Source organism: Streptomyces sp. HUAS TT11 (assembly GCF_051553595.1).
In the GTDB taxonomy this organism is placed as follows: Bacteria; Actinomycetota; Actinomycetes; order Streptomycetales; family Streptomycetaceae; genus Streptomyces.
Genome location: NZ_CP196184.1, coordinates 1,362,077 through 1,387,765, shown reverse-complemented (window position 1 = coordinate 1,387,765; position 25,689 = coordinate 1,362,077). Strand labels below are relative to the sequence as shown.

General features: G+C 71.2%; 20 protein-coding genes. 11 read left to right on the top strand and 9 right to left on the bottom strand.

Annotated features, from left to right (window positions below):
* Positions 1-208: 208 nt before the first annotated feature.
* Together ACSHXN_RS06445 and ACSHXN_RS06440 are read left to right on the top strand one after the other, a co-directional pair.
* Positions 209-4,093, top strand: coding sequence for a Pls/PosA family non-ribosomal peptide synthetase (locus ACSHXN_RS06445; protein ID WP_438302787.1), 3,885 nt, complete (start codon positions 209-211; stop codon positions 4,091-4,093).
* Positions 4,094-4,161: 68 nt separating this feature from the next.
* Positions 4,162-5,541, top strand: a complete 1,380-nt coding sequence (locus ACSHXN_RS06440; RefSeq protein WP_356114078.1) for a M1 family metallopeptidase — start codon at positions 4,162-4,164, stop codon at positions 5,539-5,541.
* A gap of 140 nt (positions 5,542-5,681) precedes the next feature.
* Here the strand turns inward: ACSHXN_RS06440 and ACSHXN_RS06435 are convergent, their stop codons facing one another.
* A complete protein-coding gene (locus ACSHXN_RS06435; RefSeq protein WP_355796820.1) occupies positions 5,682-6,200 on the bottom strand; it encodes a PAS domain-containing protein in 519 nt (172 codons plus the stop codon).
* A gap of 160 nt (positions 6,201-6,360) precedes the next feature.
* Here ACSHXN_RS06435 and ACSHXN_RS06430 point away from each other — a divergent pair, with 160 nt between their 5' ends.
* The 5 genes from ACSHXN_RS06430 to ACSHXN_RS06410 all read left to right on the top strand — a co-directional run bounded on the left by ACSHXN_RS06430 (position 6,361) and on the right by ACSHXN_RS06410 (position 12,234).
* On the top strand, positions 6,361-7,347 hold the full coding sequence (locus tag ACSHXN_RS06430; protein ID WP_355129850.1) for a LysR family transcriptional regulator: 987 nt from the start codon (positions 6,361-6,363) through the stop codon (positions 7,345-7,347).
* A 208-nt stretch (positions 7,348-7,555) separates the two neighbouring features.
* Positions 7,556-9,289 (top strand): oxalyl-CoA decarboxylase, encoded by a 1,734-nt coding sequence (gene oxc / locus ACSHXN_RS06425; RefSeq protein ID WP_355129852.1) that lies wholly within the window; start codon positions 7,556-7,558, stop codon positions 9,287-9,289.
* Positions 9,290-9,347: 58 nt separating this feature from the next.
* A complete protein-coding gene (gene frc / locus ACSHXN_RS06420; RefSeq protein ID WP_355129854.1) occupies positions 9,348-10,604 on the top strand; it encodes a formyl-CoA transferase in 1,257 nt (418 codons plus the stop codon).
* Positions 10,605-10,772: 168 nt separating this feature from the next.
* Positions 10,773-11,312, top strand: coding sequence for an ATP-binding protein (locus ACSHXN_RS06415; protein ID WP_355129856.1), 540 nt, complete (start codon positions 10,773-10,775; stop codon positions 11,310-11,312).
* A gap of 298 nt (positions 11,313-11,610) precedes the next feature.
* Positions 11,611-12,234, top strand: a complete 624-nt coding sequence (locus tag ACSHXN_RS06410) for a carbonic anhydrase (RefSeq protein ID WP_355129858.1) — start codon at positions 11,611-11,613, stop codon at positions 12,232-12,234.
* Between the two features lie 90 nt (positions 12,235-12,324).
* Here ACSHXN_RS06410 and ACSHXN_RS06405 read toward each other — a convergent pair whose 3' ends face one another.
* From ACSHXN_RS06405 to ACSHXN_RS06370, 8 genes are all read right to left on the bottom strand, one after another.
* Positions 12,325-12,561: a formate dehydrogenase subunit delta gene (locus ACSHXN_RS06405; protein ID WP_356114076.1), complete on the bottom strand. Its 237-nt coding sequence runs from the start codon at positions 12,559-12,561 to the stop codon at positions 12,325-12,327.
* A 1-nt stretch (position 12,562) separates the two neighbouring features.
* Positions 12,563-15,379 (bottom strand): formate dehydrogenase subunit alpha, encoded by a 2,817-nt coding sequence (fdhF, locus tag ACSHXN_RS06400; protein WP_355796825.1) that lies wholly within the window; start codon positions 15,377-15,379, stop codon positions 12,563-12,565.
* On the bottom strand, positions 15,376-16,944 hold the full coding sequence (locus ACSHXN_RS06395) for a formate dehydrogenase beta subunit (protein WP_383354339.1): 1,569 nt from the start codon (positions 16,942-16,944) through the stop codon (positions 15,376-15,378). The genes fdhF and ACSHXN_RS06395 overlap by 4 nt, the downstream gene beginning before the upstream one ends.
* Positions 16,941-17,423, bottom strand: a complete 483-nt coding sequence (locus tag ACSHXN_RS06390; protein WP_383354337.1) for a formate dehydrogenase subunit gamma — start codon at positions 17,421-17,423, stop codon at positions 16,941-16,943. Before ACSHXN_RS06390 ends, ACSHXN_RS06395 begins: the two co-directional genes overlap by 4 nt.
* A gap of 225 nt (positions 17,424-17,648) precedes the next feature.
* Entirely contained in the window at positions 17,649-18,398 is a 750-nt protein-coding gene (locus ACSHXN_RS06385; protein ID WP_438302786.1) for an acyl-CoA dehydrogenase family protein, read from the bottom strand.
* 194 nt (positions 18,399-18,592) lie between these two features.
* Positions 18,593-19,267, bottom strand: a complete 675-nt coding sequence (locus ACSHXN_RS06380) for a GntR family transcriptional regulator (protein WP_355129870.1) — start codon at positions 19,265-19,267, stop codon at positions 18,593-18,595.
* Between the two features lie 830 nt (positions 19,268-20,097).
* Positions 20,098-20,919 (bottom strand): NPP1 family protein, encoded by an 822-nt coding sequence (locus tag ACSHXN_RS06375; protein ID WP_403851228.1) that lies wholly within the window; start codon positions 20,917-20,919, stop codon positions 20,098-20,100.
* Positions 20,920-21,205: 286 nt separating this feature from the next.
* A complete protein-coding gene (locus tag ACSHXN_RS06370; RefSeq protein WP_438302785.1) occupies positions 21,206-22,660 on the bottom strand; it encodes a glyceraldehyde-3-phosphate dehydrogenase in 1,455 nt (484 codons plus the stop codon).
* A 272-nt stretch (positions 22,661-22,932) separates the two neighbouring features.
* Between ACSHXN_RS06370 and ACSHXN_RS06365 the strand changes: the two genes are divergently transcribed.
* From ACSHXN_RS06365 to ACSHXN_RS06350, 4 genes are all read left to right on the top strand, one after another.
* The gene (locus ACSHXN_RS06365; protein WP_355129874.1) at positions 22,933-23,451 is read left to right on the top strand and encodes a hypothetical protein; all 519 of its coding nucleotides are present in this window, start codon (positions 22,933-22,935) and stop codon (positions 23,449-23,451) included.
* 124 nt (positions 23,452-23,575) lie between these two features.
* Positions 23,576-23,773 carry a hypothetical protein gene (locus tag ACSHXN_RS06360; RefSeq protein ID WP_059127895.1) on the top strand — a complete coding sequence of 66 codons (198 nt, stop codon included), beginning with the start codon at positions 23,576-23,578 and terminating at the stop codon, positions 23,771-23,773.
* A 146-nt stretch (positions 23,774-23,919) separates the two neighbouring features.
* Positions 23,920-24,582, top strand: coding sequence for an HdeD family acid-resistance protein (locus ACSHXN_RS06355; RefSeq protein ID WP_355129877.1), 663 nt, complete (start codon positions 23,920-23,922; stop codon positions 24,580-24,582).
* A gap of 520 nt (positions 24,583-25,102) precedes the next feature.
* A complete protein-coding gene (locus ACSHXN_RS06350; protein ID WP_355129881.1) occupies positions 25,103-25,588 on the top strand; it encodes an SHOCT domain-containing protein in 486 nt (161 codons plus the stop codon).
* Positions 25,589-25,689 lie beyond the last annotated feature (101 nt).

Genomic DNA, 25,689 nt, shown 5'->3' with positions numbered 1-25,689 from the left:
GTCACGGTGACGCATCCGCATGTCAGCGTGCCGGAATCACGGGTTCGAAACACCCCTGAGCTCCGTTCCGGTGGCCGGTCGGTACGGTCCGTGTCCGGCGCCGTACTAGGATTGTCCGCTTGTTCGGAGCTGGACCGGAAGATCCCCAGGCATCCCTGCGGGCCCACCAGCGCCCCGGAACGCTCCGGGAACGAGACGTGAGGACCCGATGGCAGCCCTCCAGCAAGGCCCTGCGCTCGCGCCGTCCGAGGAGCGGATGCGCGCCGAGTTCGGTGACCGTGCGCTCTTCTCCGCCGCTCCCGCAGCCTCGCCGCGGACTCTCGTGGACATCCTCGACGCCTCGGTACGGGCGCATCCCGACGAGCCGGCCCTCGACGACGGCGATCGCTGCCTGACCTACCGCGACCTCGCCCTCGAGGTCGAGTCCCTCAGACGGCGCCTCGCCCACGCCGGAGTCGGCCGCGGCGACCGGGTCGGCGTCCGTGTTCCGTCCGGGACCAACGACCTGTACGTGGCGATCCTCGCCGTTCTCGCGGCGGGAGCCGCCTACGTCCCCGTGGACGCGGAGGACCCGGACGAGCGGGCCGAGCTGGTGTTCGGCGAGGCACAGGTGCGCGCCGTGATCGGCGCCGGGCACCGCCTGACCGTCGAGGGACGCTCCGACGTCCCCGACGCCCGGCCGGGCGTCGGGGACGACGCCTGGATCATCTTCACCTCCGGCTCCACCGGGAAGCCCAAGGGCGTCGCCGTCAGCCACCGCAGCGCCGCCGCGTTCGTGGACGCGGAGGCGTCCCTCTTCCTGAAGGAGGAGCCGATCGGGCCCGGCGACCGGGTGATGGCCGGTCTCTCCGTGGCCTTCGACGCCTCCTGCGAGGAGATGTGGCTGGCCTGGCGGTACGGGGCCTGCCTGGTGCCCGTGCCGCGCTCGCAGGTGCGCAGCGGCGCCGATCTCGGCCCCTGGCTGGTCGAGCAGGAGATCACCGTCGTCTCCACCGTGCCGACCCTGGCCGCGCTCTGGGAGCCCGAGACGCTGAACGACGTCCGTCTGCTGATCTTCGGCGGCGAGGCCTGCCCGCCCGAGCTCGCGCAGCGTCTCGTCACCGAGGGCCGCGAGGTCTGGAACACCTACGGGCCGACCGAGGCGACCGTTGTCGCCTGTGCGTCGCTGCTCACCGGCGAGGAGCCGATCCGGATCGGGCTGCCGCTGAACGGCTGGGAACTGGCCGTCGTGGACGACGCCGGGCAGCCGGTGGCGATGGGCGACAGCGGGCAGCTGGTGATCGGCGGGGTCGGGCTCGCCCGGTATCTCGACGCCGAGAAGGACGCGGAGAAGTACGCGCCCCTCGAGGCCCTCGGCTGGGAGCGTGCCTACCGCAGCGGTGACCTCGTCCGCGCGGAGCCCGAAGGGCTGATCTTCCTGGGGCGGGCCGACGAGCAGATCAAGCTCGGCGGGCGGCGCATCGAACTCGGCGAGGTGGACGCCGCGCTGCAGGCCCTGCCGGGTGTGGCCGGCGCGGCCGCGGCCGTGCGGACGGCCCGCAGCGGGAATCAGCTCCTGGTCGGCTACGTCGTCACCCAGGAGGGATGGGACCGCACGGTCGCCGTCGAGAAGCTGCGCGCCGAACTGCCCGCCGCCCTGGTACCGCTGCTCGCACCGATCGACGATCTGCCCACCCGCACATCCGGCAAGGTGGACCGCAACGCCCTGCCCTGGCCGCTGGAGGGCCTGGAGCAGCCCGCGGCCGAGCTGTACGGCACCGAGGCCTGGCTCGCCGAGCAGTGGACCGAGGTCCTCGGCATCCCGGTGGCGGACGCCTCGGACGACTTCTTCGCGATCGGCGGTGGCAGCCTGTCCGCCGCTCAGCTCACCACCCGGCTGCGCACCCGCTATCCCAGCGCGGCCGTCCTCGACATCTACCAGCAGCCGACGCTGCGCAAGCTGGCCCGCCATCTGGAGGAGTCGGCGCATGACGACGGGGCGCAGCGCGTGGTCGTGCCGGTCCCGGCGCGGACCCGGGCTCTGCAACTCCTCCTGCTGGTTCCCCTGTTCACGGTCCTCGGGCTGCGCTGGACCGTGGCACTGGCCGCGCTCGGCAACGCCCTGCACCGGTTCGGTCCGTATCCGTGGGCGCCGAGCACCTCCTGGTGGGCCGTGGCCGCGGGGGCGGTGCTGTTCTTCACCCCGCCGGGGCGGCTCGCCGTCGCCGCGGGCGGGGCACGGCTGCTGCTGCGGGGCGTCAAGCCCGGGCAGTACCCGCGAGGCGGCAGTGTCCATCTGCGGTTGTGGACGGCGGAGCGGCTCGCTGAGTTCAGCGGGGCGTCGTCGCTGACGGGCTCGTGGCTGGAGCGGTACGCCCGGGCGCTCGGGGCCAAGGTCGGCGCCGATGTGGACCTGCACTCGCTGCCGCCGGTGACCGGCATGCTCAAACTGGGCCGGTCCGCGGCCGTGGAGTCCGAGGTGGACCTCTCGGGCTACTGGCTGGACGGCGACCGGCTGGAGATCGGTCCGGTGAAGGTGGGTGCGCACGCCGTGGTAGGCACCCGCAGCTTGCTCTTCCCGGGAGCGCGGGTCGGCAAGCGGGCCGAGGTCGCGCCCGGATCGGCCGTCGCCGGGCAGGTCCCGACCGGTCAGCGCTGGGCGGGCGCCCCCGCCGTCAAACTCGGCAGGGCCAAGCGCAACTGGCCCGAGGAACGACCGCAGCGCGGCCGGTGGTGGCGGGCGATGTACGGCGTCACCGGCTTCGCGCTGACGCTGCTGCCGGTGCCGTCCGCCGCGGCCGCTCTCCTGGTGGCGCACATGTTCGTCGATCCGGCCGCCGGCCTCGGTCGGGCGCTGCGGGGGGCGGCCGAGGCGCTGGTCCCCGCCACGCTCGCGTTCGGGCTGATGTACGCGCTGCTGCTCCTGATCGCCGTACGGCTGATGAGCCTCGGTCTGCGCGAGGGCACACACCCGACGCACAGCCGGATCGGCTGGCAGGCCTGGACGGTCACCCAGCTGATGGATCGCTCGCGCGAGACCCTGTTCCCGCTCTACGCCGGTCTGGTCACCCCCGTGTGGCTGCGGCTGCTCGGAATGCGGATCGGCCGGGGCGCCGAGGTGTCGACCGTGCTCGCCCTGCCGAGTCTGACGACGGTCGGTGAGGGTGCGTTCCTGGCCGACGACACGCTGACCGCGCCGTACGAGCTGGGCGGGGGCTGGATTCACATCGGGCGTGCGGAGATCGGGCGGCGGGCGTTCCTGGGGAACTCCGGGATGACCGCGCCGGGCCGGAGCGTGCCCGACGGCGGATTGGTCGGTGTGCTGTCGGCGACGCCGAAGAAGGCGAAGAAGGGCACCTCCTACCTGGGACTGCCCCCGGTGAAGCTTCCGCGCGCGGTGTCCGGCGGCGACCAGAGCCGCACCTACGACCCGCCGGCCCGGCTGCTCTGGGCGCGCGGGCTGGTGGAGCTGTGCCGCATCGTGCCCGTGTTCTGCTCGGCGGGGCTCGCGGTGCTGACCGTGGCGGCGCTCAGCGCGCTCGGCGGGTGGGCGTGGCCGCTGTGCGGGCTGGTGCTCCTGGGCGCAGGAGCGGCGGCCGGTGCGGTGTCCGTGGTGGCGAAGTGGCTGCTCGTGGGCCGGCACCGTACCGGGGAGCACCCGCTGTGGAGCTCGTTCGTGTGGCGCAACGAGCTGGCGGACACCTTCGTCGAGGTGGTGGCCGTACCGTGGCTGGCGGGTTCCGTTCCGGGTACACCGCTGATGACCCTCTGGCTGCGTGCACTCGGCGCCCGGATCGGCCGGGGCGTGTGGGTGGAGAGCTACTGGCTTCCGGAGACGGACCTCGTGACGCTGGAGGACGGGGCGACGGTCAATCGGGGCTGCGTACTGCAGACCCACCTCTTCCACGACCGGATCTTGAGGACGGATACTGTGGTTCTCCGTGAGGGCGCGACGTTGGGTCCTGGCGGAATCGTCCTGCCCGGCAGCACGGTCGGTGCCCGCTCGACACTGGGCCCCGCCTCGCTCGTGATGGCGGCGGAGTCGGTGCCCGACGACACCCGCTGGCTGGGCAACCCGATCGAGGCATGGCGTCCCCGGAAGCGCGCGGAGTGACTCGTCAGGGGCCGGAAGTCGGGACACCGGCACGAGGTACGAGCACGGCGCAGGGAGCAGACGCAGCAGTGAGCGGTCAGCAGAAGGTGGAAGCGGACCCGTACTTCCCCGACAACGGCGATCCCCGGTACCGGGTGCACCGCTACGAGCTCACCCTGGACTACCGGCCCGGCCCCAACCGGCTCTCCGGGACGGCCCGCCTCAACGCCATAGCGGGCCGGGCTCCGCTCAGCGAGTTCCAGCTCAACCTGGCCGACTTCCGCATCGGCCGGATCAGGGTCGACGGGCGGGCGCCGCACTATGTGCACCGCGGCGGCAGACTGCGGATCCGTCCGCAGAAGCCGATCCGGGCGGGTGCCGCGTTCACCGTCGAGGTGCACTGGTCGGGCAATCCGAAGCCGGTCAGCAGCCCCTGGGGCGAGATCGGCTGGGAGGAGCTGGAGGACGGGGCGCTGGTGGCGAGCCAGCCCGTCGGGGCGCCCTCGTGGTATCCGTGCAACGACCGCCCGGCGGACAAGGCGTCGTACCACATATCGGTCACCACCCCGTCGACGTACTCGGTGGTCGCGGGCGGCCGTCTGCTGACCCGTACGACGAAGGCGTCGACGACCACGTGGGTGTACGAACAGCCGGCCCCCACCTCCAGCTATCTGGTCGGGCTGTCGATCGGCAGGTACCAGACGGTGCTTCTCGGCGATGCGGGTGATGCGGGCGTGCCGCAGTACGGCCACGTCCCCGCGCGGCTGCTGCCCCAGTTCTCCAGGGACTTCGCGCGCCAGCCCGCCATGATGGAGCTGTTCCAGGAGCTGTTCGGCCCGTATCCGTTCGGCGAGTACGCGGTCGTGGTGACGGAGGAGGAGCTCGACGTACCCGTCGAGGCGCAGGGTCTGTCGCTGTTCGGCGCCAACCATGTGGACGGGGCCAGGGGCTCGGAGCGGCTGGTGGCGCACGAGCTGGCGCACCAGTGGTTCGGCAACAGCGTGTCCGTCGCCGACTGGCGGCACATATGGCTCAACGAGGGCTTCGCGAAGTACGCGGAATGGCTGTGGTCGGAGCGGTCCGGGGGTTCCACGGCCGCCCAGCTGGCCGCGGTGTCGCACCGGAAGCTGTCCCTGCTGCCGCAGGATCTGCGGCTGTCCGACCCGGGCCGCAAGCGGATGTTCGACGACCGTCTCTACGAACGCGGTGGGCTCGTGCTGCACGCACTGCGCTGCGCGATGGGCGAGGAGGCGTTCCACCGGATGCTGCGCGGCTGGGCGGGCGTGCACCGGGGCGGGGTCGTGACGACCGGCGCCCTCACCGCGCACGTCGCTCGGTTCGCGAGCCGGCCGCTGGACGACGTGTTCACGGCGTGGGTGCAGGAGGCCGCGCTGCCGCCGCTTCCGTCCCTCGCGCCGCCGGCGCCGAGGCGTCCGTCCTATCCGCCGAGCAACGCCGGATCCGGCTGATACGGCACCGCACCGTGCGGCCGGTGCCGCGGGCGGGCGGCCGCCCGGACGGAGTCGTCCGCGTACGGACGGCCCCGTTGTGCCCGGCCGCGAACGGCCGAGGGGCGTGATGCGCCGGATGCAGCGCGTCGGGCGTGCGCTCAGGCGGGGGACGTCTGGGAGAGCTGCCGCTCGAGGTGGGCCAGCCGCGTACGCAGCTCCTTCTCCGTGGCGCGCCGCTCCGTGACCTCACGCATGATCGCGGAGATCCCGGCGATCCGGCCGGTCGCGTCGCGCAGCAGCGCCACCGAGAACTCGATCGACAGGCGGTGGCCGTCCCGGTGGGTGGCGGGCACGCCGAGGAGTGTGTCCCCGTACCGGGTCAGGCCGGTGGCCATCGTGTGCCGATAGCCCTTGCCGTGCCGTTCCCGGAGCTTCTCCGGGATGATCAGGTCCAGGCTGCGGCCCACCGCCTCGTCCGCCGTGTGGCCGAACATCCGTTCCGCTCCGCTGTTCCAGACCTGGATGATCCCCTCCGGATCGGCCACCACGATGGCCTCGGAGGACTCACGCACGATCGCCTGGGCCAGCCAGCCCTCCGGCTCGCCGACGCGCCCGGTGCCCTGGCCGCCCTGCGGGGGCGGGGCTCCGTTCCCGACGGCCGCGTTGTTCTCGTCCACGGCGGTTTCCTCCTTATGGGGCACGCCCCGGGGACCGCTCCGCTGTGCGTGCGGCGGGCGCGCCCACCCTCTCCGGATCGACGTCGTCGTCAGTATGGCGTCCGCATCCTGAATAAGGAATACTGCATACAATATCGCTCGAGGTAGAGGAGAGCCGCTCATGTTGTTCCGGCAGCTCGAGTACTTCGTGGCGGTCGCCAGGGAGAAGCACTTCGCGCGGGCGGCCGATGCCTGCTACGTCTCGCAGCCGGCGCTGTCGATCGCCGTCGCGAAGCTGGAGCGGGAGCTGAACGTCACGCTGATCAACCGGGGGCGCACCTTCGAGGGACTCACCCCCGAGGGCGAACGACTCGTCGTCTGGGCCAAGCGGATCCTCGCCGAGCACGACGCGTTCAAGTCCGAGGTGGCGGTCATGCAGTCCGGCGTCACCGGCACGCTCCGGCTGGGCACGGGCCCCACCGTGTCGACCACCACGGGGCTCCCGGTGGCCGCCTTCTGCGCGATGCATCCGCTGGCCAGGGTGAAGGTGTGCTCGCGGCTGTCCTCCGCCGAGCTGGTCCGCCAGCTGCGCGATTTCGAACTGGACGCCGCCATCGCCCACTTCGGCCCCGATGACCGGGAGGGCCTGGAGATGCTGCCGCTGTACGAGGAGCAGTACGTGCTGCTGGTGTCCGGCGAGCAGCTGGTGCCCCCGGCCCCCACCATCACCTGGGCGGAGGCCGCCCAGCTTCCGCTGGCGCTGCTGACCCCGGACATGCGGTTCCGCCAGTTCATCGACAACGCCTTCGAAAGCTCGGGCGTCACGGCGACCCCGCAGGTCGAGACGGACTCGGTCGCCTCCCTGTGTGCCCATGTCTCCACGGGGGCATGGGCGAGCGTCGTCCCGCACACCTGGCTCAGCGCCATGCCGGTGACCGGGGGGACCCGGGCCGTCCGGCTGGTCGAGCCGGACGCCAGAGCGCAGATCTCGGTGGCGATCCACGCGGCCACGCCGGGATCGGTGGTGGCCCGGGCGTTCCTCAACGTGGTCGCGGGGCTGTCGCTCGACGAGGTCTTCGTGTCCGAGCGCCCCGACCTCGGCGCCGGACCGGACGCGGCCGAAGGCCCCCGCGACAAGCGGCTCGTGGACGTCGGGGGCGCGGGCTGACGGGGCCCGCCCCGGGGCGGAAAGGCCTCTTACGAGGTGCTCCGGCCGGGGTCCGCGAGCGCACCCGGCGCAGGCGGCGGACGCCGCCCCCTTCGATAAACGCGGTAAATCAGCTGGTTGGCAAAAGATCTTGGACGCGCCGGCCCCATGGCGCGGATGGTGAAACACGGAAGACGAACTGGGCGACCCGCTAGGGAGGATCCGGACCATGACGGACGCTGTCGTACAGGACACGGGCGTGGAGGGCGCCGATCAACCGGCCGCCCTGACCGACGGGATCCATCTGGTCGTCGACGCACTCAAACTCAACGGCGTCGAGACCATCTACGGGGTCGTCGGTATCCCGATCACCGACCTGGCCCGTCTCGCGCAGGCCTCGGGCATCCGCTACATCGGTTTCCGGCACGAGAGCGACGCCGGCCACGCGGCGGCGGCGGCCGGCTTCCTCACGCAGAAGCCGGGCATCTGCCTCACGGTGTCGGCGCCGGGCTTCCTCAACGGACTCGTGGCGCTCGCCAACGCCACCACCAACTGCTTCCCGATGGTGCAGATCTCCGGGTCGAGCGAGCGGCACCTCGTCGACCTCCAGCGGGGCGACTACGAGGAGATGGACCAGCTCGCGGCCGCCAAGCCGTTCGTCAAGGCGGCCTACCGAGTGCACCGGGCCGAGGACATCGGCCGTGGCCTCGCCCGCGCGATCCGCACCGCCATCTCCGGCCGCCCCGGCGGGGTCTACCTGGACATCCCGGCCGCCGTGCTGGGCGAGGTCCTCGACGCCGAGAAGGGCGCCGCGTCGCTGTGGCGGCTCGTCGACCCGGCGCCGCGCCAACTGCCGCAGCCGGAGGCCGTGGACCGTGCGATCGAACTCCTCGCCGGCGCCGAGAGGCCCCTGCTGGTGCTCGGAAAGGGCGCCGCGTACGCCCGGGCGGACGACCTGATCCGGGAGTTCGTCGAGTCCACCGGCATTCCCTACCTCCCGATGTCGATGGCGAAGGGCCTGCTGCCCGACGACCATCCGCAGTCCGCGTCGACGGCCAGGTCGCTCGCGCTGCGCCGGGCGGACGTCGTCATGCTGGTCGGCGCCCGTCTGAACTGGCTGCTCGGCCACGGTGACGCGCCCCAGTGGAACCCGGACGCCAAGTTCGTCCAGGTCGACATCGCCGCCACGGAGATGGACAGCAACCAGCCCATCGCCGCTCCGCTGGTCGGGGACGTCTCCTCCGTGATGGAGGCCCTGGTCGAGCGCAGCAAGCCGGGCCGGATCACGGCCCCGGCACCATGGCGCGAGGAACTCACCGCCCGCTCCGCGCAGAACGTCGCCAAGATGTCCGGTCGTCTGAAGGCGGCCGCGACGGCGCACCCGATGAAGTTCCTCGGCGCGCTCCAGGCCATCCGCGACGTGCTGCAGGACAATCCCGAGGCCTACGTCGTCAACGAGGGCGCCAACGCGCTCGACCTGGCCCGCAACACGATCGGCATGCAGGTGCCCCGACACCGCCTGGACAGCGGTACCTGGGGCGTCATGGGCATCGGCATGGGCTACGCCATCGCCGCCGCCGTCGAGACCGGCTGCCCCGTCGTCGCCATCGAGGGCGACAGCGCGTTCGGGTTCAGCGGCATGGAGATCGAGACGGTCTGCCGCTACAACCTGCCCATCGTCACCGTCGTCCTGAACAACAGCGGCGTCTACCGGGGCGACGACGCCTCCCCCTCCGACGATCCGGCACCGACCGCGCTGAAGGCCCGCCACGACCTCATGATCAAGGCGTTCGGTGGCGCGGGCTACCAGGCGACGACGCCCGACGAGGTCGCCACCACCCTTCGCGAGGCGCTGGCCGCGGGCGGTCCGGCACTGATCGACTGCGTGATCGATCCGACGGACGGCACGGAGAGCGGCAACATCGCGCACCTCAACCCCAAGGGCATCAGCGTTCCACGCTGAACCACGTCCCGGCCCCCGCACATTCCGCACCGAGACGATTCACGAGAGAGAAACCAATATGACTGAACTGCCGCTCTCCGGGATTAAGGTCATCGACTTCACCGGAGTACAGGCCGGACCGGCCTGCACGCAGATGCTCGCCTGGTTCGGAGCCGACGTCCTCAAGGTCGAGCGCACCACCGGCGGCGATGTGACGCGCAACCAGTTGCGCGACATCCCCGACGCTGACGCGCTGTACTTCACCATGCTGAACAGCAACAAGCGCTCCCTGGCCATCAACACCAAGTCCCCCGAGGGACGGGAGGTGATGGAGAAGCTGATCCGCGAGGCCGACATCCTGGTGGAGAACTTCGCGCCCGGAGCCATGGACCGCATGGGCCTGGACTGGGAGACCCTCCAGGAGTGGAATCCGCGGCTGATCTTCGGCTCCGTCAAGGGGTTCAACGAGGACTCGCCGTGGAACGACCTGAAGGTCTACGAGAACGTGGCCCAGTGTGCCGGCGGTGCCGCCTCGACGACCGGCTTCTGGGACGGCCCGCCGACCGTCAGCGGAGCCGCCCTCGGCGACAGCAACACGGGCATGCACCTGCTGATCGGTCTTCTGACGGCGCTGATCGACCGCGACAGGACCGGCAGGGGCCAGAAGGTGGCGGTGTCCATGCAGGACGCCGTGCTCAACCTGTCCCGGGTCAAGCTGCGTGACCAGCAGCGTCTGGACCGGGTCGGCTACCTGGAGGAGTACCCCCAGTACCCGAACGGCGAGTTCGGACAGGCCGTGCCCCGGGGCGGCAACGCCGGCGGCGGTGGCCAGCCCGGCTGGGTGCTCAAGTGCAAGGGCTGGGAGACCGACCCCAACGCGTACATCTACTTCACGGTCCAGGAGCAGAACTGGAAGCGGACCGCGGAGGCCATCGGCCGCCCCGAGTGGGCCGAGGACCCGGACTACTCGACCGCCAAGGCCCGGCAGTCCCGCATCTTCGAGATCTTCGAGGAGATCGAGAAGTGGCTCGCCGACAAGACGAAGTACGAGGCGGTCGACATCCTGCGCAAGTGGGAGGTGCCCTGCGCCCCGGTGATGAGCATGAAGGAGCTCGCCGAGGACGAGGCGCTGCGCCGGAGCGGCACCGTGGTGGAGGTCGAGCAGAAGGGCCGAGGGACGTATCTGACCGTCGGCAGCCCGATCAAGTTCTCCGGCTTCAAGCCGGACATCAAGGGCGCGCCGCTGCTCGGTGAGCACACGGACGACGTCCTCGGTGCGCTGGGCTACGACGCCGGTGCCATCGCCGCGATGCGCGACAAGCAGATCGTCATCTGAACCGGTCCGTCCATCCGCGGACAGGGTGGACACAAGAGCGGACGTGCCGTCCGCGTCAGGAAGCCGGCCCCGGCCATCGGCCAGGGCCGGCTTTCCGTTGTGGGTTCCCGCGAGCCCGAACAGGGGAGTAGAATACTGTATACGGTATTCAATCTTTCTGGTGGCAACATGTGGGATCACGTCCAGAGCGGGACTCCGGCCCGCGAGGCGGCGGTGGCGCACGGCCCGGCGGCCGCCGCTCAGCCGGACCCCGCCCGGCATGCGTTGCTCGTCATGCCCGCCCGGCCGGCGTCGGTGCGCAGTGCGCGGCACATCGCCGAGGCGCTGCTCCGCCGCTGGGACCTCTGCGCGGACGACAGGTACACGGCCGTCCTCGTCGTCGACGAGCTGGCGGCCAATGCCGCCGAGCACGGCCACCGGCGGCTGACGCTGCGCCTGGACCTCGGGCCGGAGGTCCTGCGGGTGCGGGCGCGTGATCACGGAGGGGGACGTCGCCCCGCTCGTCCCGGCCAGGACACCGACCCCGACGAGCACGGCCGCGGCCTGGCGATCATCGACGCGCTCGCGGCGCGGATGGAGATACGACGCGACGCCGCAGGGTGGTGTGTCGCGGTGGAGCTCCCCGTGACGCGTCATGGGCCCGGGATGACGCGGGTGTGCGGAACGCCCGAAGCGGCCGGACGCGACGGTGCCCGGCCGCTGGACTGAGGGCGGGGCGGCGGCCCCGCCCTTCGCCTGCGTTCCCGTGAGCGGCGTCCTCCCGCCGCAGGAGGGCGTCCGGGGCGGTCGGGATGCCGCAGGGGTGTCCGGGTGTCCGGAGTGCCGGAGAAGGGCGTCCGGGGCGTAGGGGTGCCGCGGTGCGCCGTCGGCTCCGCCCGGACGTATCCGCTCCTCGGTATCTGCCCGGTCGGCGTGCGCCGGTGTGCGGCAGGACGGTCGCCGGCTTGATGTGAACCACCGCTGCACAGGTATTGCATACTGTATGGAGTCTACGCATCCTGATTCCATGGCCCACAACCAGACACCCTCCGCCGCCCAGGCCCTCGACATCCTGTTGACGGGCAATCAGCGCTTCGTCGCCGGAGATCCGCAGCACCCCAACCAGGACGCCGCACGCCGCGCCGCCCTGGCACCCGGTCAGCATCCGTTCGCCGTGGTCTTCGGATGCTCCGACTCACGACTGGCCGCGGAGATCATCTTCGACCGCGGGCTCGGCGACCTCTTCGTCGTGCGTACCGCGGGACATGTGCTCGGTCCCGAGGTGCTCGGCAGCATCGAGTACGGAGCGGGACAGCTGGGCTGCCCGCTCGTCGTTGTGCTCGGTCACGACGCGTGCGGTGCGATCCGCGCGGCACGCACGGCTCTCGCGGAGGGCCTGGCCCCGTCCGGATACGTCCGCGACGTCGTCGAGCGCGTCACGCCCAGCGTGCTGACCGCGCGCGCCGCGGGGCTGAGCGAGGAGGCCGACATCGTGGACGAGCACATACGGCACACCGTGGATCTGCTGCAGAACCGCTCACCCGCCCTCGTCGGCGGGCGGGCAGCCGTCGTGGGCCTCTCCTACCACCTCGGCGACGGACGGGTCCGGCTGGTCACCAGCCGTGGCCTGGACGGCGTCGCGGCCGCCTGAGCGTTCGGGCTCCCGGCATACGACACCGCCTCACCCCCCTTCGGCAGGAAGGGGGGTGAGGCGGTGTCGTATGCCGGAGAGGCTCGCCGGTCAGCCCGTGGGGGTCTCCTGCGAGGGGGTCAGCCGCCGCGCGGCGACGACGACCACGGGATCCAGGCCGTCCGCCCCGGTCTCCACCAGCTCCAGCAGCCGGGCACGCATCCGGGGGTCCCAGAACCGGCGGATGTGGCCCGCGATCGCCTCCGCGGCCTCGTCACCGGGTACATGCCGCAAGTTCGCGGCGATCTGGTTCGCCATCCGCTGCTCGGACGGCACGGCGGCGGCCATCTCAGTCCACCGCCGCGAGCCGCTCGGTTCCGAGGGACTCGCCGGCGTGCCGCTCGAGCGGGTGGGCGAGGCCCACCTGCACCGCGGTCACCTTGTACTCGGGGCAGTTGGTCGCCCAGTCCGAGTTCTCGGTGGTGACCACGTTGGCGCCGGTCACCGGGTGGTGGAACGTCGTGTAGACGACGCCCGGCGGCATCCGGTCGGAGATCCGGGCCCGAAGTGTCGTACTGCCGACCCGGCTGGCCAGCGTCACCAGATCGCCGTCGGTGATGCCCCGGTTCTCGGCGTCCAGCGGGTGCAGCTCCAGCAGGTCCTCGGGGTGCCATGCCACGTTGCCCGTACGCCGCGTCTGCGCTCCCACGTTGTACTGGCTGAGGATGCGGCCCGTGGTCAGCACCAGCGGGAAGCGCGAGGTGGTCCGCTCGTCCGTCGGCACATAGGCCGTGACGACGAACTTGCCCTTGCCGCGGACGAAGGCATCGACGTGCATCGTCGGAGTGCCCTGGGGGGCCTCGTCGTTGCACGGCCACTGGACGCTGCCGAGCTTGTCGAGCAGCTCGAAGGAGACCCCCTTGAAGGTGGGTGTGACCTGCGCGATCTCGTCCATGATCTGACTCGGGTGGTCGTACGCCATGGGGTAGCCCATGGCGGTGGCGATCTCGCTGACGATCTGCCACTCGTGCTTGCCCGTCTTGGGCTTCATCACCGCCCGCACCCGGTTGATCCGGCGCTCGGCGTTGGTGAACGTGCCGTCCTTCTCCAGGAACGAGGCGCCCGGCAGGAAGACGTGCGCGAATTTGGCCGTCTCATTGAGGAACAGGTCCTGCACCACGACCAGGTCCATCGCCGCCAGCGCCGCGCTGACGTGCTGGAGGTTCGGGTCGGACTGCGCGATGTCCTCGCCGTGGACGAACAGGCCCCGGAAGGACCCGTCGATCGCCGCGTCGAACATGTTCGGGATCCGCAGCCCCGGCTCGGGCAGCAGGGAACGGCCCCACAGCTCCTCGAACACGGTGCGCACCGCGTCGTCGGAGACATGGCGGTAGCCCGTGAACTCGTGCGGGAAGGAGCCCATGTCACAGGAGCCCTGCACGTTGTTCTGACCGCGCAGCGGGTTGACGCCCACGCCGTCCCGGCCGATGTTGCCGCAGGCCATCGCGAGGTTCGCCATCCCCATGACCATCGTGGAGCCCTGGCTGTGCTCGGTCACACCGAGACCGTAGTAGATGGCCGCATTGGACGCCTGCGCGTACAGCCGGGCGGCGGCCCGCAGTTCGTCCGCGGGGACGCCGGTGACGGGTTCGGTGGCCTCCGGGCTGTTCTCCGGGAGGGCGACGAACCGGGCCCAGTCGTCGAACCCTTCGCACCGCGCATCGACGAAGGAGCGGTCGACCAGGTCCTCGGTCACCACCACGTGCGCCATGGCGTTGATGACGGCGACGTTCGTGCTGGGCTTGAGCTGCAGATGATGGGCCGCCTGGATGTGCGGCGAGCGCACCAGGTCGATACGTCGCGGGTCGACCACGACGAGCTGGGCGCCCTCGCGCAGCCGCTTCTTCATGCGCGAGGCGAACACGGGGTGACCGTCGGTCGGATTGGCGCCGATGACCATGATGAGGTCGGCCTTCGCCACCGAGCGGAAGTCCTGTGTGCCGGCCGACTCCCCGAAGGTCTGCTTCAACCCGTAACCGGTGGGGGAGTGGCAGACCCGGGCGCAGGTGTCGACGTTGTTGTTGCCGAACGCCGCGCGCACCATCTTCTGGACGACGTAGACCTCTTCGTTGGTGCACCGCGAGGAGCTGATGGCGCCGATCGAGCTCGGGCCGTAGGCGTCCTGGATGGCGCGCATCTTCTCGGCGACCGTCCGGATCGCCTCGTCCCACTCGACCTCGCGCCACGGGTCTGTGGTCCTCTCGCGGACCATGGGCTTGAGCTTGCGGTCGGGATGGGTCGCGTAGCCGAAGGCGAAACGGCCCTTGACACAGGAGTGGCCCTCGTTCGCCCCGCCGTCCTTGTAGGGCACCATCCGGACCAGTTCGTCGCCGCGCAGCTCGGCCTTGAACGAGCAGCCCACTCCGCAGTACGCGCAGGTGGTGACCACCGAGCGGGAGGGCATGCCGAGTTCGACGACCGACCGCTCCTGAAGCGTCGCGGTCGGACAGGCCTGGACACAGGCGCCGCAGGAGACGCACTCGGAGTCCAGGAAGGACTCACCGGCACCGGGGGAGACCTTGGAGTCGAAGCCGCGGCCTTCGATGGTCAGCGCGAAGGTGCCCTGGACCTCTCCGCAGGCGCGCACGCACCGCGAACAGACGATGCACTTGGCCGGGTTGAAGTCGAAGTACGGGTTGCTCAGGTCCGGTGCGGCGTCGAGGTGGTTCTCGCCCTCGTACCCGTAACGGACCTGGCGCAGCCCCACCACGCCCGCCATGTCCTGCAGTTCGCAGTCGCCGTTGGCCGAGCAGGTGAGGCAGTCGAGCGGATGGTCGGAGATGTACAGCTCCATGACGCCCTGGCGGAGCTTCTCCACCTTCGGCGTCTGGGTGCGTACACACATCCCGTCCGCGACCGGTGTGGTGCAGGACGCCGGGGTGCCGCGGCGGCCGTCGATCTCCACCACGCACAGCCGGCAGGAGCCGAACGGCTCCAGGCTGTCGGTGGCACAGAGCTTGGGTATGTCGATCCCGGCCTGCGCCGCCGCGCGCATCACCGAGGTGCCCTCGGGCACCGTGACGGGCAGCCCGTCGACCTCGACCGTGACGGTGGCCTCGCCGGGCCGTTCCGGGGTTCCGAAGTCGGGCTCCTTGAGCAGGGTCATGCCGTGCCCTCCCCCCTCGCGAGGAAGTCGTCGGAGAAGTGTGTGACGGCGCTGCGCACCGGCATGGGGGTCAACCCGCCCATGGCGCACAGCGATCCGTCGGTCATCAGCTCACAGAGGTCCTCGAGCAGAGCGAGGTTCTCGTCGCGCTGCTCGCCGGCCACGATCCGGTCGATCACTTCGACGCCGCGTACCGAACCGACCCGGCACGGTGTGCACTTGCCGCACGACTCCGCGGCACAGAACTCCATCGCGAAGCGGGCCTGCGCCGCCATGTCGACGGTGTCGTCGAAGACCACGACACCGCCGTGGCCGAGCATGGCGCCCGCCGCGGCGAACGCCTCGTAGTCCATGGGCAGATCGAACTGGGACGTCGGCAGGTAGGCGCCCAGCGGACCACCCACCTGCACCGTGCGCACCGGCCGTCCGCTGAGCGTCCCGCCGCCGTAGTCCTCGATCAGTTCGCGGAGGGTGACGCCGAACGCCGTCTCGACGATGCCGCCGTGCGCGATGTTGCCGCCGAGCTGGAAGACCTGTGTGCCGCGCGAGCGTTCCACGCCGAGTTCCTGGTACGCCTTCGCCCCGTCGGCGAGGATCACCGGAACCGTGGCCAGGGTGAGGACGTTGTTGACGACGGTCGGCTTGCCGAACAGCCCCTCGATGGCGGGGATGGGCGGCTTGGCGCGGACGACGCCGCGCTTGCCCTCCAGGCTCTCCAGCATGGAGGTCTCCTCACCGCAGATGTACGCGCCGGCGCCGACGCGCACCTGCAGATCGAAGGTGAGGTCCGAGCCGAGGATGCGCTCCCCGAGCCACTGGCGATCGCGCGCGATCGCGATCGCGGCGCGCATCGTGGCCACCGCGTCCGGGTACTCCGAGCGGATGTAGACATAGCCCTCGCGTGCGCCGACCGCGTGTGCGGCGATCGTCATGCCCTCGATGAGCATGAACGGGTCGCCCTCCATGACCATGCGGTCGGCGAACGTGCCGCTGTCGCCCTCGTCGGCGTTGCAGCAGACGAACTTCAGCGCGTCGGCGCAGTCGAGCACGGTCTTCCACTTGATGCCGGCCGGGAATCCCGCGCCGCCCCGGCCGCGCAGACCGGACTCGGTGACGGCGGCGACCACGTCGGAGGGCGGCAGGTCCAGGGCTCTGCGCAGTCCGACGAGGCCGCCGTGGCGTTCGTAGTCCTCCGGGGAGATCGGGTCGGTGATCCCGACCCGGGTGAACGTGACCCGGTTCTGGCGGGCCAGCCACGGAAGTTCGTCCACGGCACCGAGCCGCAGCGGGTGGTCCGCGCCGTCCAGGAAGCCCGCGGCCAGCAGGTCCTCCACGTCCGAGGGCGCCACCGGACCGTAGCCGATCCGGCCCTCAGGGGTGGCCACCTCGACCAGTGGTTCCAGCCAGAGCATGCCGCGCGACCCGTTGCGCACCAGGGTGATCGGCAGGTTCCGGGCGTCGGCCGCCCGCCGGATCGCCTCCGCCACCGCGTCCGCCCCGACCGACCGCGCGGCAGAGTCGCGGGGGACATACACCGTCACCGGGGAGTTCGGCGTCTGTGTCATGACGAGACCGCCTTGTCCAGGATCGAGCGCAGACGGTCCGCGCTCATGCGTCCGAGCACCTCGCCGTTCACCTCGACGGAGGGGCCCAGCGCGCAGTTGCCGAGGCAGAAGACCTGCTCCACCGTCAGCGAACCGTCGGCACGCGTCTCCCCGAGTGCGAGGCCCGCCCGGTCCCTGGCGGAGTTCACCAGGGCGTCGGCGCCGAGGGCCTGGCAGGCCTCCGCGCGGCAGATGCGCACGGTCGTGCGGCCGGCCGGCTCCGGGCGGAAGTCGTGGTAGAAGGAGACCACCCCGTGTACGTCCGCCCGGGACAGATTGAGCTCGCGGGCGAGTATCGCGACGGCCTCCTGCGGAACATGGCCGAGTTCGGCCTGGATGGCGTGCAGGATCGGCAGGAGTGGACCGCGCTGCCCACGATGGGCGGCCGCGATCGCACTTATGGCGGCCTCCGTCGTCACATCACCGACGCTCGTCGTCATGGTTCCTCCCTACGGGGGTGGTGATCGACGAGCCCGGACACCTCGCCGCGCTGCTCGTAGCGTGCATGACGCCTCTCAATGCATACGGAACTTTGTATACAAGCTTCACCCTGTGTGGCCCCCTGGCGACTCTGAAGGCTCATCGGATACTGTATGCAGTTATCCTCGGCTGCGTCCACCGTCCGGCACGGGACAACCGCGGTCGTGCGGGACCGGGGCGGACGGTCAGGTGAGTGCGCGGACCCCGGGTGCCCCGGTGGGCGATCCAGCCCCCGGGACGGACATCGTGGCCAGCCATGCGTGGACGGTGCTCAGCAGGCCGTCCGCCTCGCCGTCCCGTTCGAGCAGCGCGCCGGCGGGGAGCAGTACGGGATCCGCGCAGACCGTCGACGTCGCGCTGCCGCGCGGGCCGTCGCCGCTGGGGCGGGCGGGCACGAACAGGCCGGGCGCGTCCGCCGGCACCAGCCACAGGGCCGGTCCCTCACCACCGTGTGCCGGCCGGGAGGACCAGATGTAGCTGTCGGCCTCGCCCGCCCCGACGACATCGCGTTTGCGGCCGCGCAGGGTCACCACGTCCCCGGTGCGCGTCGCGGTCGACGCCGTCGGTGAAGGTGCGGCCCCCGGCGTGCCGGTGGCATCGGTGAGGGCGAGCGTGCCGAGGTGCAGGCCGACGGCGACCTTGCGGCGGATCCAGTGCGAGCCGTACGCCTCGATGAAGGCGACGGCGGCGTAGTGGGACCGGAGCACCGCGCCGGTGGCGGGGCAGGCGCGGGACACGTCGGTCACGACCTCGCCGGCCTCGGCGAGGCCCAGCCCTCCGCCGCCGAGATCGGTGGCGGAGGTGAGCCCGAGCAGCCCCGCTTCTCCGAGGGCGGTGACCGACGCGCGGGGAAACCTCCCGCGTGCGCCGGTCTCCTCGGCGGACGGCTCGACGGCGCTGCTCAAGACGTGGGAGAGAGCGGAGCGGAACGGCATGGAGCGGCTCCCTGCGGTCTTGGAGGGGTGATGCCTCATGGGCCGGCGGGGCGGACTCTGCGAAGCCCCCCTCTCGCGGGTGATTGCATACTGTATACCGCTCTCGCTCGACGGGTATCCATGTCTGCGCGGGTGAATGTTGCGTCAGATCCGGGCGGGCTTGTGCGAACGCCGGTGGGTGGGTGGCGAGGCCGTCACTGTTGCGATGTCGCGCGCCCGTGGTAGCTGGCGCGGGTGTGCTCGGTGTGGGCGCGCATCAGCTGCTGAGCCCGCTGTTCGTCGCCTGCCTCGATGGCGTCGATCATGGCGCGGTGCTCGATCCAGGAGAGTGCGCCGCGGGTGCGGGCGACGGGTGCGTAGAGCCACCGGACGCGGCGGTCCACCTGGGCTGACAGCTCGGCGAGCACCGAGTTCGCGGCCAGTTGCATCACCTGGGCGTGAAAGGCGGCGTTGGCGGCGACCACGACGTCGACATCGTCGGACTCCCGGGCTTGTTCGCCCGACGCGCACAATTCGCGCAGCCGTGTGATGGCTCGCGGGGTGACGTTGGCCGCCGCCAGTCTCGCCGCCTCGGCTTCCAGCAGGCCGCGCACGGCGAGCAGTTGGTCGGCCTCTTCCTCCGTGGGGTCGTGCACGAACGCGCCCTGAGCGGGGCGCAGATCCACCCAGCCCTCCGTGTCGAGGCGCTGCAGCGCTTCCCGGACCGGTTGGCGTGAGACGCCCAGGTGACCGGCGAGTTCCGCCTCGACCAGATGCTGCCCGGGTTCGAGTGACCTGGTGACGATGAGCTCCAGGAGAGCCGCGTAGACCCGCTCGCGCAGCGGGCCGGGCCGTTCCACCTTCGGCACCGCGCCGGTCGGCAAGGCCATGACTCCACCCCTCGGTAGCGGCTCGCCCGAGCCGCCCGATATTGGATTTCGTCTACAGTCTACTCCGGCAGGGGGTGCGGGCGTCGGCCATCACGCCGCCCACGTCGGCCGGAAGCCCGCACAGGCCGCGGCTTCCTCGGCCCGCGTCCCGCCTCTTCCCTTGTCAGCCGCATACGAAATACTGTAGACAAAGCGGGGTCGACGACCTCACGAGGCTTTGCCGACTGGGGAGATGGCGCCGACCGTCGGCCCCGCGGCCGGCCCCGAGGCGGGCTCGCACCGATGTCGGCGGTACTCCATGAACGTGTTCACGGGCGGACACCGCCTGACTCGGCGAGCGGCGGCCACCGTGAGCCGAGGGCGACGCAGCACGTGACACGGACGCGGGACCGGCCGGCGGGTGCGCCCCCTGGGCCGGTCGGTCCCCGGCGTCCAGGCCCGTCACCGCGACCGGACCCGGACGGCCATCGTGCGGGGGCCGGTGCGTCACGGCCGCTCGCAGGTCCGCTCGAGGATCTCCACCACCCCGGACTCCTCCGGCAGCCACGGCGCATTCCTGGTCGCGGCGTCGGCGACCGCGCCCGCCGCGATGGCAGGAACTTCGGCGCCGGTTCGTTCTGTTCGTCGGCGCCGGGGTGCTCGCGGTGGGCGGTTCTGGCGCGCAGTTCCTGGCCCGAGACCACAGACCTGGATCCGGCGGCGGCCCGGACGGCCCGCGAACCGGCCTCCTGACCCGCCGTCTCCTCGGGACGCCTGCCGTGCTCGCCGCGTGGTGCACGTCGCGGGGCCCGGCCGCGGTGGCTGCGACCGGGCCCCTCGATGTGTGCTCGTCAGGCGTTCGGGTCGAACGGGATCCCGGACGGCATGGAGTGCGCGAGGGCGTACTCGAAGTCGCCGTCCTTGATCTTGATGGTGGCCTCGCCGAAGTTCGCGCTCATGAGCTTGTCGCGGAAGCCCGCCGGGTAGCCGTTCCAGCCCACCAGACGCGGGTAGAACCAGCCGCCCGTGGCGTTCTCCGGCGGCTCGTCGTTGGTGTTGGCGAACCGGAAGCAGTGGGTGGAGACGCCGTCCTTGTGGTACACGATCTTCGGGTGGGTCCCGTCGAAGCGCACCGACGAACGCCCGGCCACCTGGTAGCCGGAGTGCTGCGACACCGACACGTACTGGACCTCGTTGTTGTTGATCCACACCACGACGTGCTCCCAGTCGTGGGTGTGGCCGATGGCCGCGGGACCCAGCGTGGCCTGGTCCTTCTCGAAGTAGCTGGCGTACACCACGGCGCACCAGCCGTTGTTGCACTTCTCGCGCGAGTAGGTGTTGGCGTTGGCCAGTTGGGCGTAGTCGTGGCAGTGCCCGTTGACGTCGCCGCCGAGCTTCAGACCCGGGTTGATGGTGCCGTCGACACCGATGGCCGCGGTGGCGTAGCAGCCGTCACCGTCGTAGTCGTAGGCGGGGGAGAAGGACTGCTCCAGACCGTCGGCGTTCTGGGGCAGGAGTTGCAGAACGTTGGCCTGGGCGCTGGCGGGCAGCGCCACGACCAGTGCGATGGCGGCAAGGGCGCTCGCGAACGCGGAGCGGCGCAGCCGCCGCGAGAGCCTGGGGACGGACGGAGTTCTTCTGCGCCGTGCTGTGGGGGGTACCTGATCGCGCACGTCAACTCCCTGCGGGCGTCTGAGGACGGGGTACATCCCGGGGTCTCCTGGGGAGGGAGTGACCCGGGCGCCGTGATTCTCGCAAGGAGTCGGTGCGCAGGACGAGCCGCGTGACTGAACATTGGCGCAAACATCGCTGAACTCCCCTGGTGAAGAGGCGAGTTCAGCCGTCTTGTGCCGGTGAGGGGGAGCCTCGGCGGCAGCCGCCGTCCCCCGCCTTCGGTGCGCCGGTCCCGGCCGCGGGCCCCGTACGACGGTGGACCGGACCGGGAGTCGAGCGCCGGGATCAGGCCGCGGGGGCCGGGTAGGTCGGGTACTCCACCCCGGAGACGTGCTGCACGACGCGGATGACCTGGCAGGAGTAGCCGAACTCGTTGTCGTACCAGAGGTAGAGGATCGCGTTGTCGCCCTCGGCCTTGAGGGCGCCCGCGTCCACGATCGAAGCGTGGCGCGAGCCGATGAAATCGCTGGAGACGGCGTCGGGAGCGCTGATGAAGTCGAGCTGACGGCGCATCGGCGACGTCAGCGAGACGTCACGGAGGTACTCGAGGACCTCCTCGCGGGTGACCTCACGGGCGAGTTGGAGATTGAGGATCGCGATCGAGACGTCGGGCACGGGCACGCGGATCGAGCTGCCGGTGATCCGCGCCTTGAGGTCGGGCAGCGCCTTGGCGACGGCGGAGGCGGCACCGGTCTCGGTGATCACCATGTTGAGCGGTGCGGAGCGGCCGCGACGCTCGGACTTGTGGTAATTGTCCAGCAGGTTCTGGTCGTTGGTGAACGAGTGGACGGTCTCCACATGGCCGCGCAGGACGCCGTACTCGTCGTCCATCGCCTTCAGCGGCGGCACGATCGCGTTGGTGGTGCAGGACGCGCAGGACAGGATCCGCTCGTCGGGCTTCACCATGTCGTGGTTGACGCCGTGCACGATGTTGGGCACATCGCCCTTGCCGGGCGCGGTCAGCACGACCTTGTCGATGCCGGGACGCAGGTGTTTCGACAGACCCTCGCGGTCACGCCACTTGCCGGTGTTGTCGATGAGGACGGCGTCCTTGATGCCGTACGCCGTGTAGTCGACCTCGGCCGGGTCGTCGGCGTGGATCACCCTGATGGTGTTGCCGTTGGCGATGATCGAGCCGTTCGCCTCGTCGACGGTGATCGTGCCCTGGAACTGGCCGTGGATGGAGTCGCGGCGGAGCAGGGACGCCCGCTTGACGAGGTCCTCGGCGGCCCGGTCACCGCCGCCGCGCACGACGACGGCGCGCAGCCGCAGACCGTTGCCGGAGCCGGCCTTCTCGATCAGCAGACGGGCGACGAGCCGGCCGATGCGGCCGAAACCGTACAGGACGACGTCGCGTCCCTCGCCGTGCTCGATCTTGTCGGCACCCGTGGCCCCGGCCACCGCCCGGGCGGTGAAGTCCCCGACCGACAGGCCCTGGTCGTCGGTCCTGTACATCGCGGCGAGCATGCCGATGTCGATCTGGGACGGGCCGAGATCGAGGGTGCCGAGCGCCTTGAGGAACGGGAAGGTCTCGGTGACCGAGAGCTCCTCCCCGGCGATCTGCCGTGCGAATCGGTGGGTCTTGAGAATGCTGACCACCGACTTGTTCACCAGGGAACGGCTGTGCAGCAGGACCGTGACGTCCCGCTCCCGGTGCAGCTTCCCGATGATCGGGATCATCGACTCCGCGATCTCCTCGCGGTTCTTCCAGTTGGTGAACGAGTCGTCGTTGACAGTCACAGATTTATCTTTCGAGCTAGGCGGCGCTCATATGGTAAACGCAGGGTTGTGCGGGCAGGTCGTCAGGGTTCCGTTGCCGTGGCGCGGCGTATGCGTGGGTCCGCGGGGGCGGCGGCCGTTCGCAGGGCCGCCGGGGGAAGGGTTCGGCCGGTTCGCGCCGAACGACGGCGGGATCGTCCGGTGAGGTGAAGACCCGGCCCGGGGCCCGCCGGGTCCTGGTCGAGGCGTCGCGGTGCACGCAGACTTTCAGCCGGTCCCCCAGGAAGGCTGTGATGTCCGAGGCGGAACACTCCGAGCCCACGGCAGGCCCCACCGAGCCGCGCGCCCGTGGTGACTTCACCGGTGGCGTCTACGGATCGCTGCTCGCCGCCTCCGTGGTGGTGGGCGCCGGTGCGGCCGGCGTGTTCTCGCGCGTCGAGCTGGTGGTGCTGCTGGTGAGCACCGCCGTGGTGTTCTGGATCGCGCATGTGCACGCCCAGCTGTTCGGCGCCCGCCTGGCGCAGCAGGCCCTGAACCGCCGGGTCGTGCTGCAGGTCTGCCGTGCGGAATGGCCGATCGTCAAGGCCGCGGTCCCGCCCGCCGCCGCTGTGATCGTCAGTCCGCTCCTGGGTCTTGACCTCCTCGGCGGGGCCTGGCTCGCGCTCGCCGTCGCCGTGGCCGGGCAGGTGGGCTGGTCGGCGGCCGCGGCACGCACCGCGGGCGCCTCCTGGCGACTGGTGATCGTCAGCGCGGCGGTCAATCTCCTGCTCGGGCTGCTGATCATCGTCTGCAAGATCGTCCTGAAGGACTGAGACCGGGGCGGGCCGTCCCCTCACGGTTCACCTTCCCCAGGTGAGGCCGAGCCGTGGGCCGGGCCGGAGCATTGCGGACGGGGCGCGCTGCGGCCGCCCGAGTCCAGCCGAGGGAGAGCAGCTCATGCGCTATGAGATCCGCGTCGACGGGCAGCTGTCGGACACCCTCACCGAGGCCTTCCCGGAAATGGACCACCTCGTTCTCTCCGGACAGTCCGTGCTGGTCGGGCCCGTCGTCGACGAGGCACACCTGTACGGGTTGCTGGCCCGGTGCCGGTCGCTCGGACTGCGCGTCGTGGAGATGCACCGGCTGCCGGAGTGAGCACCGCCGCGAGCGGCCGGACGACCACCTCACCCGCCATGGGTGACCCGGCATGCGCCGGACGAGCGTGACCCTGGTCCGCACGGGTCCGCACACCGCCCCCGGCGAACCGGCCCTGACCCGTATCGATCGCGCCAGGAGGAGCCATGACCGTACCCCGTGGTCCCGCGTCGCGCACCGGGCCGGAGCACGTGTCCGACGGCACCGCGCACCGCGCGGACGACGACCGCGGGGTCCTGCGGGTGGGTCTCGCCGCCTCGTGGACCCTGGTCCTGGGCTCGGCGCTCGCGGCACTGATACCGGGCATCATGGTGCTGGCCTGGCCGAGGGGGACCCTGCACGTGCTGGCGGTCCTCGTCGGGCTGTCCCTTCTCGTGGCCGGGGCGCTGCGGTTCGTCGCGGCCTTCCCGCTGGAGGAGCGCGACGAACGGGTGCCGCGCCTGCTGGTCGCGGTGCTGCTCGTCCTTGCCGGGGTGCTGTGTCTGCGGCACCCGTTGCAGACCGTCGCGGCGCTGTCCCTCATCGTCGGGGTCGCCTGGCTCGTGACCGGCATGCTGAGCGCCTGCACGGCCTTCAGCGACCGGAACCTGCCGCACCGGGGGTTCGTCCTCGGCACGGCGGCACTCGGCATCGTCGCCGGGATCGTGGTGCTCGCCCTGCCGATCGGGTCCGCGGTCGTCCTGGCGCGGCTGCTCGGCCTGTGGCTGGTACTGCTCGGGGTGGCGGAGCTGGTGGTCGCCTTCGCGTGGTCGGCGGCACTGCGCAGGGCGGGCTCCGGCCGGCGGTCCGGTGGCGCGACGGCGGTGTGATCCGCTTCAGGGCCCCCACGACGTCCGCCGACCTCGGCCGCCCGCGTCCGCCCGCGCGTGGGACGTGCGGGCGGGCGCCGGGGTCGCGGCCCGCCGCCGACGGTGGCTCCCTGAGCCATGACCGCGGAACCGGATCGGGGACCGCAGGCACGCGAGCGGACGCCGAAGCGCACGGCCGCCCGGCTGCTGTCCCGCCCGATGGCGCCCGAGATCCTGGCGGGCTCCGTCCGGTCGGCAGCCGGGGCCTTCCGCACCGCGCTCCCGCTGCTGATGTGGCGGCCGCGTTCACACCGCGGCCGGTGCAGCCCCGGCGAGACGGTCGCGTCCGGCCCCTGGTGCCGGCCGAGGGCCGGGACACCGTCTGCGCTGGGCGCGGCCGATGAGCGCAACCGCTGCGGGCCGGCCGCGAAGAGCGCTCGCGGCGCCCACGCTCACCCCTGCCGGGTGAGGCCGCGCCGTCTCCGCCGCGCGCACCCTGAAGACGGCACAGGCGGGCGAAAGCCCGGAACGGAGGAGAGACATGGTCGCGCAGACATACCTCGCCTACGACTATCCACTGCTGAGCGCCTTCTGGACGATGCTGTGGTTCTTCCTGCTGGTCATGTGGTTCGTCCTGCTGTTCAGGGTCGTCCTCGACGTTTTCCGCGACGACTCCATGAGCGGTTGGGGCAAGGCCGGCTGGCTCGTGTTCGTGGTCGTGCTCCCCTTCCTGGGCGTTCTCGTCTACCTCATCGCGCGTGGGAAGGACATGGGCCGCCGGGAGGTGGCGCAGGCGCGCGCCCAGCAGCAGGCCTTCGACTCCTATATCCGTCGGACCGTGGCGGAAGGCGGGCGCCTCGGCAGCACCGACGAACTCGTCCGGCTGTCCGAGATGCGCACCCGCGGCGACATCACGGACGAGGAGTTCCGCAGGGCGAAGGACCTGGTCCTGTCCGATCACGGCGCGTCGGGGCGGACGGCGACCGCGGCGGACACCCGCTCCGCCACTGCGGCCCACCGCCCCTGACGGGCGGTTTGGCAGGCGGCAGTCCGTACGGCCGTCACGGTCCTCACCCCGCCGCCCGTGGCCGCAAGGCCGGGGGGCGGTGAGGGAGCCGGGCGGTGGTA